The sequence below is a fragment of the Nioella aestuarii genome (assembly GCF_050896395.1).
Taxonomy (GTDB): Bacteria; Pseudomonadota; Alphaproteobacteria; order Rhodobacterales; family Rhodobacteraceae; genus Nioella; species Nioella aestuarii.
Map to the genome: position 1 here is coordinate 275,971 of NZ_JBPBBA010000001.1, position 12,931 is coordinate 288,901.

The window sequence follows — 12,931 nt, forward strand, 5'->3', positions numbered from 1 at the left end:
AACATTGGCCGACCAGACCCAATTCAGACGAGGCAGACGCATGAAGATCGGCATCGCAGGCGCAGGAATCGGCGGGCTGGCAGCTGCGGCCCTGCTTGCGCGGGATGGGCATGACGTCACGGTTTTCGATCAGTTCGAGGCCCCTCAGCCGGTTGGGTCCGGCCTTGTCATCCAACCCGTCGGCCTGTCGGTTCTCGACCGCATCGACGCGGGCGACAAGGCCAGAGCCCTTGGCGCGCCGATTGCCTCGATGTTCGGGCATGAGGCCGGGAACAACCGCGTTGTTCTGTCCGTCAGCTATGGCGACACGGACGACCGCAAGGGGCTCGGCATCCACCGCGCAGCGTTGTTTTCGCTGTTGCATGACGCGGCAATCGAGGCGGGAGCGCGTCTCATCCCGTCGCATCGAGTCACTGGACGCGTCGGGCAAGTGCTTTGCTTTGGCGATCAGCAATCGAATCCGTTCGACCTGATCATTGATGCCTGCGGCGCAGGTTCACCGCTTTCGCCTCTGACCAGCCGCCCCCTGCCCTACGGCGCGGTCTGGGCGACGGTTCCCTGGCCCGAGGACAGCTTGCTGCCCTATGATCGGTTGTCGCAATGCTATCGCAGGGCCGACCGGATGCTGGGGGTTTTGCCTGTCGGGGCGATGCCTGACCAACCTTGGCAGAACCTGGCGGCCATCTTTTATTCACTGCCTGTGGCATCCTTCCAGGACTGGAAAACCAAGCCCTTTGACCAATGGCGGGCCGAGGCCAGCCGTCTTTGGCCAGATTTCGGCCCTTTCCTTGGATGGATCAACGGCCACGAGGCCTTTACCTTTGCGAGCTACACCCACGGATCGCTTGCAGCCCCCTATGACGCTGGCATCGCCCATATCGGTGACGCCGCCCACAGGGCCAGCCCGCAATTGGGGCAAGGGGCCAACATGGCATTGCTGGACGCAGAGGCTTTGCGGCGCGCCCTGAGGATCGCCGAAGGGGAGGAGGCGCTTCGCCTCTATGCCGGGGCGCGTCGGTGGCATGTTGCGGCGTATCAGGCGCTGAGTGCGTCTTTCACCCCGCAATATCAATCGGACAGCCGGGTTCAGCCGGTGATCAGGGATCGCCTTTTGGCCCCGCTTTCCCGAACCTGGCCTGCGCCAGCCATCCTCACACGGTTGGTCTGTGGTGATCTGGTGCCGCCAATGCCGGCCCTCACGCCGGTTGCGCGCGGGAGGTGACGCGCTCTCGCCAGATGATGTAGAGCCCGGCCCCAACGGTCAGCGCAATCCCCGCAGCGGCCAGACCGTCGGGCAGATCGTCGAAGAAGACAAAGCCAAGCAGCGTTGCGACCGGGATCTCCAGATATTGCATCGGTGCCAGGGTGGCGGAGGGAGCAAAGCGCAAAGACCATGTCATCAGCAGATGCGCGACGGTACCAAGAACGCCCATGGTCACCAGCAGCCATGCCTCACCGCCCGAAGGCCAGCCCGGAGTCAGGTCCGGCAGATCAATGGGCAGCAGAAGCAACGCAAGCAGGATCGGCACGCCGACCATTCCGCCGACAGCCTGCAACGCCAACGGATCTGCCTCTTTCGCAATCTGTCGGGTGATCAGCATGAAATGGGCAAAGATAAAGGCGACCGACAAGGGCAGCATCGCAACCCAACCAACCTCGGCAAAGCTTGGCTGGATCACCATCATCGTTCCAACAAAGCCTACACCACAGGCGGCAATACGACGGACGCCCACCTCTTCGCCCAGGATAAAATGACCCATGATCAGCATGATGAAGGGCATGACGAAGGCGATGGCCACCGCATCCGCCAGAGGCAGATACCGCAAGCTCAGGAACATGAAGGAGATACCAAGGATTTGCAGGACCGAACGGAAGGCTGTCAGGCGAAAGGCCCGACTGCTCATTCTCAGCGTGCTTCCGGTCAGCCAGACCAGAGGAACCAGCAACACTGCCTGTGACCCAAACCGTACAAGCACCAGTATGATCAGCGGCACGCTATCGCCAAGCATCTTGGCCAAAGCGTCACCGAACGGGATCAGCACGCAAAAGCCCAACATCAAAAGGACGCCCAAAAGGGGGCGATCCCCGGTCACTTGGTGTCGCCTTTGTTGAACAGCCCCGACAATGCCCGGCGCACCAGACCGGTGACAGAGGGGCGAGTGGTTTTCCGGAAAGGTAGCGGGCGGCAGACCTCCATCGCCGCGACGCCCACACGGGCGGTCAGCGCACCATTGACAACGCCCTCTCCGAACCGGCGAGAGATCTTGCCGATCAGGCCGCTGCCAATGATGGGTTCCAGCATGTCATCGCCAACGGCGACCATGCCGGTTGCAACCAGATGGGTGATCACGGTGCGCGTCAGGCGCCACGCGCCAAGGGTCCCGGCTCGGCCGCCGTAGATCTCGGCAATGCGGCGGATCATGCGCAGGTTCGCTGTCAGGGCTGCCACCACATCAGCCAATGCCAGCGGCACCAACGCTGTTACAGCTGCCACCTGCCTTGTCGCGGCCTCAACCTCGGCGCGGGCGAGGGCATCGAGCGGGGCCAACAACTGATCCTCGGCCAGATGCAGGGCCGTGTCCGCATCAAACACGTCTTCCCTGCGCGCCATGACCGCCTCTCGTCCCAACCGAAGCTCCGGTCGCGCGCGATAAAGTGTCATCAGGTCATCCGACACCTTCTGTGCGGCTTTGAGGTCGCCTGTCGCCAACGCGGATTCGGCTGACTTTTGCAAGCTGTCGAGCCGACCGAGGCTGAAGAACGACGCCGCTTCGCGCAGCGCGACCAGCAGGGCCGCCAGAATGAACAAGCCGATCAGTCCGGTTGCGATCCAGCCCAGAACCGGGTTCGCCGCCAAGAGGCCGTTCACGAAATTCCAGGCTGCCAGAGAGATAACGAACCCCAGAAGCGCCGTCAGCGACGCCCAGAAGAACCGCGCCAGTCGCGAGGGTTTGCGCGCGGCCAGCGTCGCCACCGTTTGCATGGCACGGCCCGTGGGGGCTGGCAGGTCGAGATCGGGAACCGGCGGAGCGGCGGCGGGGCCTTCTGCCGGGGCGTCGTCCAGTTCGATCAGGATGGGGCCTTTTCGGTCGCTCATGACAGCTTGTCCCCCAATAGGAATTCTGCGGCGCGATCGAGCCGGATATGCGGCGGACCTTCACCGGGTTTCAGGGTCAGTTCGGCGGGCGCAAAACGCATGACCGAATAATCGGCATCGAGCCAAGCAGTGTCCCCCTTGCGGGCGGGTGCCAGCAGGTGGCCGGGATCATCCGGCAGTTCACCGGGATGAAACGCGGCCTGTTTGCCCGTGTCCAAAAGCCTTCCGCGCACAAGGTCAAGATCCTTGCCGCCATGCGCCCTCGTTTCCTCAATCGTCGCGCGCAAGGCGGCCAGGGCCATGGCCTGCGTCTTCGCCCCCGCGAAATCGGCACGGTCGCGGGCGTCGCGCAACAGTGCCTCCATGATCGCGGTCAGGCGAGGGTGTTGCTTGTGATGCAGATGATCGGCCTTGGTGGCGGCGAAAAGGATCTTTTCCACTCGCTTGCCCATAATGGCAGACAGGAAGGAATTCCGACCCGGCCGGAAAGCGCCCAAAATACCCGCCATTGCGCGGCGCAGATCCTCAACCGCCTGCGGGCCGGAATGGATCGCGCCAAGCGCATCGACCAGCACTACTTGTCGGTCGATCCGGGCGAAGTGATTGCGGAAGAAGGGTTTCACAACCTGCGATTTGTAGGCTTCATACCGGCGGGCCATTTCCCGGCGCAGACTACCGCGCGGGCTCTCCCCGGGGGGCAGCGGCGCGAAGGTCAGGACGGGGCTGCCCTCCAGCTCTCCCGGCAATAGGAACCGGCCAGGCGTGCAATCGGAAAAGCCCTGTTCGCGGGCATCGTTGAGATAGGTCGTGAAGCTGCGCGCCAATCCTTGCGCTGTGGTTTCATCCAGTTTCGCTGAACCATCCGTGTCTTTCGCCAGCTCAAGAAAAGCTTTTGCGGAGTCCCTCGCTTGCGCCCGGTCCAAGGTGTCAGCGCTCCACGCGTCATATGTTTGATCAAGCAGTGACAGGTCCAGCAGCCACTCGCCCGGGTAGTCCACGATGTCGATATGCACCGTGCGCGGACCGGAGAGGCCCGACAATAGACCAGAGGGCTGAACCCGAAGCGATAGGCGCAGTTCCGATACGGCACGGGTTGATTGGGGCCAGTGCGGGTTGCGTCCGGTCAGGGCAGCCAGATGCGTTTCATAGTCGAACCGCGGCACCGTATCGTCGGGCTGTGGTTGCAGGAACGCGGCCTGAATGCGGCCTGAACTGGCAGCTTGAAGCCCCGGCATCCGGCCCCGGTCCAGCAGGTTGGCGACCAGCGACGTGATGAACACCGTTTTGCCCGCACGCGACAGGCCGGTGACGCCTAGGCGGATCACCGGTTCGAAAAACGTTTCAGAGATGGCAGAACCGACGCTTTCCACGCCGCGGCCAAGAGTGTCGGAAATGGCGCCAATGACCAAGCGATCTGTCCTTTGAGAAGTCCAATGGATCAGAGAATAGGCATTCATGGTGGCGGATTACAGGGCTGATTGCCCTTTCATCCGCTTTGCGGTAGCGGAAGGTCATGCCCCGCTACGCGCTTTTGATAGAATATGATGGCCGCCTCTTTTCTGGGTGGCAACGCCAACCCGACCGACCCTCGGTTCAGGGGGCCGTGGAAGAGGCTTTGTCCCGTCTGGAGCGGAATGTTCCGTCAATCGCGACGGCGGGCCGTACCGATGCGGGCGTCCATGCGCTTGGACAGGTCGCCCATTGCGATATGGCCCGAGAGTGGGACTTGTTTCGTCTGACCGAGGCCGTGAATTACCACCTGAAGCCGCAACCGGTTGCCGTTGTGGCCGCAGCCCGCGTTGCCGATGACTGGCACGCCCGGTTTTCAGCCTTGGAGCGGCAGTATCTTTTCCGCCTGGTCTCTCGGCGTGCGCCCCTGACCCATGACATGGGCAAGGTCTGGCACGTCAAGAACCGGTTGGATCTAGAGGCGATGCGCGAAGGGGCCAAGTATCTGATCGGAAAGCATGATTTCACCACATTCCGTGCCACGATCTGTCAGGCGGCTAGCCCGGTCAAAACACTGGACGAAATCAGGATCGAAAAGGTCGATTACCCGTTTGGTGCTGAGTTCCGGTTTCATCTGCGGGCGCGGTCATTCCTGCACAATCAGGTACGCTCGATCATTGGTACATTAGAACGGGTCGGGGCCGGTTCATGGGCGCCCGAAGATGTGAAAGCTGCGTTGGAAGCCTGTGACAGGGCCGCCTGTGGACCGGTTTGTTCACCCGAGGGGCTGTACCTGAACCATGTGCGCTATCCTGAGCCGGTCTTCGCAGGAAGATAACGCACTTTGGGGCGCTTCCCCGTCGTCTTCGGCACCACGCCCGAGGTTGTTAGGCCGGTGTGAAACGGCGGCGCCAAAGGTTGCCGGGCGCTGTGACGCAGTAATTACTTTGTTGCAACCGCGCAGAGGATGCTTTCAGGGTCTGATAAACGCTATGTCAGGGACCGTGTGGAGATGAGGGAACTATGGGACCGGCCCTGCCAATCGTGACGGATATCGTGCTTGTCGGCGGCGGGCATAGCCATGCTCTGGTTCTCAAGGCCTGGGGTATGAGGCCTCTGCCCGGCGTTCGGTTGACGCTGATCAATCCCGGCCCGACGGCGCCTTATTCCGGCATGTTGCCCGGCCATGTGGCAGGGCACTACGAACGGGATGCCCTTGATATTGATTTGGTCAAGCTGGCGCGTTTTGCGGGCGCGCGGTTGGTGATCGGGGCGGCCACCGGGCTCGATCTTGAGGCCAGGCTTGTCACCGTCCCGGGGCGTGCGCCGATCGGGTATGATCTGCTGTCTCTCGATATCGGGATTCATAGCGAGATGCCGGAGATCCCCGGATTTTCCGAGTTTGGCGTGGCGGCCAAGCCGCTTGATCGTTTTGCAGATGCCTGGGCCCAGTTTGTCGATGGCGGCGGTGGCCCGGTGGCGGTGATCGGGGCGGGCGTAGCCGGAGTGGAGCTGTCACTTGCGGCAGCGCATCGGCTTCGGACCACTACGGGGCAGGCCGACGTGACGTTGATCGACCGGGGCTCAGTTCTTGACCAAGTGCATCCTGGGGCAAAAGATCGCCTTTTGAACGAGCTCACCCGCGCGGGCATTCGGCTGCTGCCATCGGAAACTGTGGCACGGGTCACGGCCGACCAGGTGGAATTGGCATTGGGCACATTTGTATCATCCACGTTTACCCTTGGCGTGGCGGGCGCGCGCCCACACCGCTGGCTGGCGGAAACCGGGCTGCACCAGAACAAGGGCTACATAACCGTCGACAGGCATTTGCGCTCTGTCTCTCACCCAGAGGTTTTTGCCGCCGGGGATTGTGCCGATCTGGCCTTCGATCCGCGCCCCAAGGCGGGCGTCTACGCGGTTCGCGCGGCCCCCGTCCTGTTGCGCAACCTACGCGCCATGGCCATGGGACGAGATGGCGATCTTCTGCCCTTCCGCCCGCAACATGATTATCTCAAGCTAATCTCTCTTGGTGGCAAACGGGCGCTGGCGGAAAAGCGTGGGTTTGTCGGTACCGGGTCTGCTTTGTGGCGCTGGAAAAACCGGATTGATCAGAAATTCATGGATAAGTTTCGCGACTTGTCGCCGATGGCCCTGCCCGATCTGCCGCGGGAAATGGCGGCGGGGCTGCGCGAGGTTCTGGGGGACAAGCCCATGTGCGGGGGCTGCGGTGCCAAGTTGGGGCCCGGCAGCCTGAACAGCGCTTTGACCACCCTACCCGCGCATATCCGTGCCGACATTCTGTCAACGCCCGGCGATGATGCCGCCGTTATCAAGATGGGCGAGGTGCGGCAGATCCTGACCACCGATCACCTGCGCGGCTTCACCCTAGACCATGCCTTGCAGGCACGGATTGCCGCCGTTCACGCGCTAGGAGATTGTTGGGCCATGGGCGCGAAGCCTCAGGCCGCGCTTGCGACCTTGATCCTGCCGCGCCTGTCGCCAGATCTGCAAAGCCGGTGGATGGCGGAAATCATGGCCGAGGCCGCCGCCGTCTTTGCCGAGGAGGGGGCCGAGATCGTCGGTGGCCACAGTTCGATGGCGGATGAACTGACGCTAGGGTTTACCGTGACCGGGCTGCTGGATCGGCCCGCGATCACCCTGGACGGCGCGCAACCCGGTGACATTCTGGTGCTGACAAAGCCGCTTGGCACCGGAGTAATTCTGGCCGCTGAAATGCAGCTCCGCGCAGCCGGAGAAGTGGTCGCCAATGCGTTGGCGCAGATGGCGGCCAGTTCCGGCCCGGCCGCGCGCATCCTTGCGCCGCATGCCCATGCGATGACGGATGTGACCGGGTTCGGTCTGGCCGGGCATTTGCTGAATATCTGTAGCGCCTCGGGCGTAGCGACCCGGTTGGATCAAGGGCGGATTCCGGTTCTGCCCGGTGCATCCGCGCTGTTGGCCAAGGACCTGCGGTCCACCATTCACGGGGCAAATGAAGCAGCTGTTCTTAGCCTGATAGACGGGCTTGCCGATCCGATTCTGTTCGATCCACAAACCTCGGGCGGATTGCTGGCGGCAATACCTGCCGACACTGGCGATCAGGTGATAAACGCGTTTCAGGCTATCGGGGTTGGCGCGGCCATCATAGGCGAGATCACAGCCGGATCACCCGGGATCGACCTCGTTTAACGCCTTGGCCAGTTGATCTGCAACGGCGGGCAGGGCTGAATCCGTCAATAGCTGCGCCGGAACAACTGCCGCAGTATGCGCGTCGTCACGCCTTCGGGCACGGGCATAGGCGGGGTCATAGTGATGAACAACCAGGCCCTCGGCCAACGAAAGCCAGTCCTGACTTTCGACCATCTCAACCCATTCGTGCACGCGCTCTGCACCGACCAAGGCGCGCAGACCTTCCAGCAAAGCGGTCAGTTCCGCAGGCTTGGCCAGCAGATCGGAATATGCCCGCGCCAAATATGCCGCGCGGGTCGGAACCGGTGCTTCGATCTCGACCCGAGGCGCGCGGATCATGGCCTGCCAAAGGGCGGGCGGAATGCGCAGAGTGCCGATGCGGGCCGACTCTGCCTCCACCACCACTGGCTTGGCCGGATCAAGCGCTTGAAACGCCGTGATCAAGCCGGACTCGAACCCCTTCTGCGATGGCTGTCCCGCTGCGATTGAGCCAAGGATTGACCCACGATGGCCCGCCAATCCCTCAAGGTCCACGACCTGTATTCCCCGCGCCTGCAACATCGGCAGAAGCGCGGTTTTGGCAGTTCCAGTATTGCCATCCAGCCGGATCAGCCGAAAGGGCAGCGTGCTGTCATAGAGCTTTTCAACCACCGCCCGCCGGTAGCTGCGGTAACCGCCCTCCAGCACCTCCACCCGCCAGCCGATCTGGCGCAGGATCGTGGCGAAAGAGTTTGACCGCTGCCCGCCGCGCCAGCAATAGACCAAGGGCCACCAGCCACCGGGTTTATCCATCAGCTGGCTTTCGATGTGCTGCGCGGCATTTCGGGCAACCAGAGCCGCACCGATCTTGCGGGCGTCGAATGGGCTGACCTGCTTGTAGATCGTGCCGACGCGGGCGCGTTCCTCGTCTGACAGGACCGGAAGGGAGATTGCGCCGGGCAGGTGATCTTCGGCGAATTCCAAGGGCGCGCGCACGTCGATCACGGTGTCGAACCCGTGCCACACCCCTTGCCAGAGATCTCCCAGCTCAACGCTCACGCCAGATTTTCCTTCCTGTCGGACGATCGACGCGCCGCGTCAGATCTCTTCGCCGTTCATCTTGCGAAACCGCTGGATCAGGCTCGATGTATCCCACCGTCCGCCACCGAGCTGCTGAACTTCTGCATAGAACTGGTCAACCAGCGACGTGACGGGCAGCGACAGGCCCATTTCCTTGCCCTGTTCCAGCGCAATTCCCAGATCCTTGCGCATCCAGTCGACAGCAAACCCGTGGGTGAAGTGGTTGTCCACCATCGTGTCCGCGCGATTGGCCAGCTGCCACGATCCGCCTGCGCCCTGGGAAACGAGCTTGGCCACTTTCTTGGCGTCGAGCCCGGCTTTCATGGCAAAGTACAGCCCTTCGGAGATGCTTTGCACCGCACCCACGATGCAGACCTGGTTGACCATCTTGGTCAGCTGGCCGGACCCCACGGGGCCGAAATGTTCAATCGCTTTGGCATAGGCATCCATCACCGAGACCGCCGCCGCATAAGGCGCGTCATCACCGCCGCACATGATGGCCAGCTGGCCGTTTTCGGCCCCGGCCTGTCCGCCCGATACCGGCGCATCGACCCAGGCAAAACCTTGCTCTGCCCCACTTGCAGCCAGCTCACGGGTGACGATTGCTGAAACGGACGTGTGGTCGACAAAGACAGCGCCGTCCTTCATCCCCGCAAACGCCCCGTCCTCGCCCAGAACCACGGACCGCAGGTCGTCATCATTGCCCACGCAGGCCATCACGAAATCGCACCCTGCCACGGCCTCGCGCGGGGTCACGCCATGCGACCCGCCATGCTGCGCGGCCCATTTTTCAGCCTTCGCCGTCGTGCGGTTATAGACCGTCACCTCGTGCCCGGCGGCCTGAAGATGCCCCGCCATTGGGTAGCCCATCACACCCAGACCCAGAAACGCTACTTTCGCCATGTTCTCATTCCTCCTGATGCAGCGCATACGCGCCTGCCTTTGCCCCTTCATCGCGGGATATCTTGGCGGGGGCAAGCCCGCGGCTCGTTGATATTGGTCAAAGTCACCAACCGAGATGCGGCCTAGGGTGATGTCATCAAGCGCAGGACATTCAAATGAGCAACCCCATTCCCACCGGTTTAACCAGCGCCGAGGCTGCGCGTCTGCTGGTCAAACACGGCCCGAACCGCCTGGCCGAGGCGCAAGTGATTTCGCCACTGCGCATCCTTGCGCGGCAGTTTGCGGGGTTCCTTGTGCTGGTACTGATCGCGGCAATGGTCATCGCCGCCGCGCTCGGCGAAGCCGTAGACGCGCTCGCCATCGGCCTGGTCGTGCTTTTGAACGGAATCCTTGGGTTCGTGCAGGAATGGCGAGCCGAGACTGCTCTGGCCGCGTTGCGCCAAATGCTCGACCCCAAGGCGCGTGTGGTGCGCGACGGTCAGCAGCAGATGATCGAGACTTCGGGCATCGTCCCCGGTGATCTGGTGGTGATGGAAGCGGGCGACCGGGTGCCAGCCGACACCGCGCTGCACATCGCGCTGCAATTGAAGGTCGACGAGAGCGTGCTGACAGGGGAATCCCTGCCGGTCGATAAATCTGGCCAGGACCAACGGGTCCAAATGGGCACATCGGTTGTCGCTGGCCGCGCCGAAGGGATCGTCACCGCCACCGGTAGCCGCACCCAGTTTGGCCAGATCGCGGAACTGACCGGGTCCGTTGGAGAAAAGCAGACGCACCTGACCCGGCAACTCAGTCGGCTTGCCCGCCAGATGGGCCTTGCTGCCATTGCTCTTGGCGGTGCGGTCGTCGTGGCGGGGTTGGCAGCGGGGCAAGACCTGCTGGATATGTTTATGACCGGCCTGTCATTGGCCGTAGCGATTGTGCCGGAAGGTCTGCCTGCCGTGGTCACGATTACACTCGCGCTCGGGGCTTCTGCAATGGTACGCCACCACGCCTTGGCACGGCGCCTGCAAGCCGTCGAAACACTTGGCGCGGCTTCGGTGATCTGCACGGACAAGACCGGCACTTTGACGGAAAACAAGATGACGGCGGCGCGCGTCTGGTTGCCAGGGGATCGCGTTTTGGAGGTCACTGGCACCGGCTATGACCCGTCTGGCCATATCGAGGGGCCGGGGGGGCCACAGCGCCACGGCGACGATCCGGTCCTGTCCGAGCTTTTGGACTGCTCCATGATCTGCAACCACGCCAGCCTGCGGCAGGAGGCCGGTCAATGGCAGATTATCGGCGAACCCACGGAAGGCGCTCTTATCACGCTGGCCTACAAGGGATGGGCGCCCCTGCCAGACCCCACCTGCGTTCTGTCGGAAAACGCGTTTTCGTCCGAACGCAAGCGAATGAGCGTGGTCTCCACCTGCAACGGCGGCCCGGTGCTCTACGCCAAGGGAGCGCCAGAGGCGATCTTGGATGTCTGCACACAGGTCGCGGGACCGGATGGTCCGGTGCCGATGATTGCCGCGGCCCGGCGGAGTGTCGAAGACGCCTACACACGGATGGCGGGTGAGGGGCTGCGGGTCATCGGATTGGCCTCGGCAAAGGTCGATGGCGCCGACGCGGCAGAGGAGAATCTGACCTTCCTCGGCCTCGTCGGCCTGATCGACCCGCCAAGGCCCGAAGTCCCTGCCGCCGTCGCCGCCTGCCGATCCGCCGGTATCCGCGTGATCATGATCACCGGCGACAGCCCGATAACCGCTCAGGCCATTGCCAGCCAGGTCGGTCTGCCGGTCGGCCAGATGGTGACCGGCGACCATGTGGACGCGGCCACGGACGCCGATCTGCAGGCACTGCTGGAACAAGACGTGGTCTTTGCCAGAACCGCGCCCGCCCACAAGATGCGGCTGGTCGAGGCCTTGCAGGCCGAAGGCCAGATCGTCGCCATGACAGGCGACGGGGTAAACGATGCGCCCGCCCTGAAACGCGCTGACATCGGCGTTGCCATGGGCATTCGGGGCACGGACGTGGCCAAGGACGCCGCCGATCTGGTGCTGCTCGACGACAATTTCGCCACCATCGTGCGGGTCGTCCGCGAAGGCCGCCGCCAGTTCGAGAATGTGCAGCGCTTCGTGCGATACCTGTTGTCTTCCAACGCCGGTGAGGTCGTGGCGATCCTGGTCAATCTCTTCCTGGGCGGGCCGCTGATCCTGCTCGCCACGCAGATCCTGTGGATGAACCTGATCACCGATGGTGTCACGGCGGTTGCGCTCGGGTTGGAGAAGGCGACCAAGGACCAGATGGAGGATCCACCCCGCCCGATGAAGGCGGGCATCCTCGGGCCTGCGGGCCTTGCCATGATCCTCGCCTTCGGGGCCTATGCGGGCACGGCCGGCCTGTGGGTGTTCTATACATTGCTGCCGCAGGGCGAGGACATCGCCCGCACTGCCGCATTCACGGCGATCGTGGTATTCGAAAAGATGAGCGTCTTCGCCTTCCGGTCCTTCCGCCAGCCATGCTGGAAGATCGGGCTTGCCTCCAATCCGCTGCTCCTGGTCGCGCTGGTGCTGATGCTTGCCGCGCAGGTGGCCGCCGTCTACTGGCCGCCCCTACAGGTGCTGCTGCGCACCGTCCCGCTTGGGGTGGACCACTGGCAGATGATCGGCCTTCTGGCCCTGCCCCTGATCCTTGTCCCTGAAGCGGTGAAATCGGTGATGGTCTGGCGGGACCGGAACAGCCCCGCCTGAGGTCAGCTTGCCGCCGCCAGCAACGAGGCATTGCCCCCCGCCGCCGTGGTGTCGATGCAGACATGGCGTTCCAGTCGGCACATGGCGGCCAGATCGGCGCGCGAGGTCAGCGGGATAAGCCGCCCGTCTCGCCCGGCCAAAGCAGAGCGGATCGCGCGGGCGGGCTCTTCCGGCCCGTCATAGGCGACCACGGCAAAGCCTGTCAGATCGGTCAGAGCCTCGGCCTGCAACAGCCCGTCAATCTCTGCGCCCGGCGCAACCGCCACAGCCTTGCAGCCCGCCCATTCAGCGATGCGCACCTGTTCGGCGGCGGCTTCCTCGGTCGGGCCAAGGCACAAAACCGTGCCGCGTGCAAAGATCGACAGACGGTTTGATTCCCCCGTCGGGCCCGGCAGGCTTTCTGTGCTGCGCCGTTTCAGCGTGTCGGTCACGGCCTTGTCCAGCGCCGCCTGCACCTGCGCCGGATCGGCCCCCTTGCCGCCGCGCGCGGGTGCGGAGG

At 63.3% G+C, this 12,931-nt stretch carries 9 protein-coding genes and 1 pseudogene; 4 read left to right on the top strand and 6 right to left on the bottom strand.

The genetic code is table 11. The annotated features are described in order from the left end of the window. The first annotated feature begins 40 nt into the window (after positions 1-40). Positions 41-1,222: an FAD-dependent oxidoreductase gene (locus ACROHD_RS01450; RefSeq protein WP_432675493.1), complete on the top strand. Its 1,182-nt coding sequence runs from the start codon at positions 41-43 to the stop codon at positions 1,220-1,222. Here the strand turns inward: ACROHD_RS01450 and ACROHD_RS01455 are convergent. From ACROHD_RS01455 to ACROHD_RS01465, 3 genes are read right to left on the bottom strand one after another with little or no spacing between them, the layout of a single operon-like run. After that, a complete protein-coding gene (locus ACROHD_RS01455) occupies positions 1,197-2,093 on the bottom strand; it encodes a DMT family transporter (protein WP_432675494.1) in 897 nt (298 codons plus the stop codon). The two genes, ACROHD_RS01450 and ACROHD_RS01455, sit on opposite strands and share 26 nt — an antisense overlap. Continuing rightward, a complete protein-coding gene (locus ACROHD_RS01460; protein ID WP_432675495.1) occupies positions 2,090-3,097 on the bottom strand; it encodes a YcjF family protein in 1,008 nt (335 codons plus the stop codon). Before ACROHD_RS01460 ends, ACROHD_RS01455 begins: the two co-directional genes overlap by 4 nt. Next, positions 3,094-4,506 (bottom strand): YcjX family GTP-binding protein, encoded by a 1,413-nt coding sequence (locus ACROHD_RS01465; protein ID WP_432675496.1) that lies wholly within the window; start codon positions 4,504-4,506, stop codon positions 3,094-3,096. Before ACROHD_RS01465 ends, ACROHD_RS01460 begins: the two co-directional genes overlap by 4 nt. Before the next feature lie 104 nt (positions 4,507-4,610). Here ACROHD_RS01465 and truA point away from each other — a divergent pair, with 104 nt between their 5' ends. Beyond that, complete coding sequence (gene truA / locus ACROHD_RS01470; RefSeq protein ID WP_432675497.1) at positions 4,611-5,384, top strand: tRNA pseudouridine(38-40) synthase TruA; 774 nt, start codon at positions 4,611-4,613, stop codon at positions 5,382-5,384. Between the two features lie 185 nt (positions 5,385-5,569). Next, on the top strand, positions 5,570-7,735 hold the full coding sequence (gene selD, locus ACROHD_RS01475; RefSeq protein ID WP_432675499.1) for a selenide, water dikinase SelD: 2,166 nt from the start codon (positions 5,570-5,572) through the stop codon (positions 7,733-7,735). Here the strand turns inward: selD and mnmH are convergent. Then, positions 7,712-8,773 (bottom strand): tRNA 2-selenouridine(34) synthase MnmH, encoded by a 1,062-nt coding sequence (gene mnmH, locus ACROHD_RS01480; protein WP_432675500.1) that lies wholly within the window; start codon positions 8,771-8,773, stop codon positions 7,712-7,714. The genes selD and mnmH overlap by 24 nt on opposite strands. A 39-nt stretch (positions 8,774-8,812) precedes the next feature. After that, complete coding sequence (locus tag ACROHD_RS01485; protein WP_432675509.1) at positions 8,813-9,724, bottom strand: NAD(P)-dependent oxidoreductase; 912 nt, start codon at positions 9,722-9,724, stop codon at positions 8,813-8,815. Positions 9,725-9,852: 128 nt separating this feature from the next. Here ACROHD_RS01485 and ACROHD_RS01490 point away from each other — a divergent pair, with 128 nt between their 5' ends. Beyond that, complete coding sequence (locus tag ACROHD_RS01490) at positions 9,853-12,432, top strand: cation-translocating P-type ATPase (protein WP_432675501.1); 2,580 nt, start codon at positions 9,853-9,855, stop codon at positions 12,430-12,432. A 2-nt stretch (positions 12,433-12,434) separates the two neighbouring features. Here ACROHD_RS01490 and ACROHD_RS01495 read toward each other — a convergent pair. Then, positions 12,435-12,931 (bottom strand): annotated as a pseudogene (locus ACROHD_RS01495) (bifunctional proline dehydrogenase/L-glutamate gamma-semialdehyde dehydrogenase); the annotation flags it as partial.